At 55.4% G+C, this 984-nt stretch carries 1 protein-coding gene; it reads right to left on the reverse strand.

Going from position 1 to position 984, the window contains the following annotated elements; translation table 11 throughout:
* Nucleotides 1–984: hypothetical protein (locus tag ACO0LH_RS28445; protein WP_422944519.1), on the reverse strand; the 984-nt coding region annotated here is incomplete at both ends.

The following is a 984-nucleotide window of genomic DNA, read 5'->3' on the forward strand; positions in this document are numbered from 1 at the left end:
AGGTGTCGTTACCTTTGCCGCCGATGATGGAGACGTTTTGTGCGGAACCGGATGTATCTGCTGCACCTGTTGTGAAGATGCCGTTGCCCAGGTTGATGGTCAGGTTACCTGTGAAGGCAGACGCGTCCACTGTAGCCAGACGACCGGAGGCTTGCAGGATACCATCTTGGTAAAAGACGGATTCGACATTGCCGCCAAAGACATTGGTGACGTTGGTGGTGGAACCGAGGTTCAGGTTGGCGGTGCCAGTGATAATGATTTTACCCGCTGTGCCGGTGTCCATTGGCAGGTTCAGCGCGCCGATGAAGTTAGGGGCGCCATTACTGTTGATGGTCAGATTTTCATAACCAGAGCCGCCTACGCCGTTGGCGGAGGAGCCAGAGGTGTTGCCACCGATATTGACTGCACCAACTTGTACATCATTCAAATTCAAGGCTGCAGTGTTGACGCCTGTCAGTACGCCTGTACCGAAGGAGAATTCAACAACGCCTGCCTGGTTGGCATTGGAGCTGGTGATGGACATGATATCGAGAACGGACTTGATGTTTTCGATACGGGCATTGTTGGTACCAGCTGCGGAGGCGATACGGGAGATGTTGACGATTTTGAGGCCAGTGGCATCTTGCAGATCGAGACCGGTGACTGCCAGGTTGGCGCCAGCGGAGGACGAGCCTGTGAAGGCGGCGTTCAATGTCTGGATGTTGGTCAGTTTTGGGGTGATGAGTGTGCCGCCATTGTCGTTGGCATTGCCCAGTGTGGCTGTCAGGACGTTGATCACGCCTGTACCTGTCAGTTGGTCTTCATCTTGCAGGCTGTTGATACGGGCATTGCCGCCTGGTGTGTAGACTTGTGGTGCGGTGAATGTTTCGCCAGAGACGATGTCGGTACCGTTAGTCAGGACGATTTGGGCGCCTGGGCTGTTGGAGACGATCGCTGCGATGGTGGCATCGGCTGTGGACTGGGCTGTGGCCAGTGTGGCAGCGT

Origin of the sequence: Undibacterium sp. TJN19 (genome assembly GCF_049339485.1) — a bacterium.
In the GTDB taxonomy this organism is placed as follows: domain Bacteria; phylum Pseudomonadota; class Gammaproteobacteria; order Burkholderiales; family Burkholderiaceae_D; genus Undibacterium.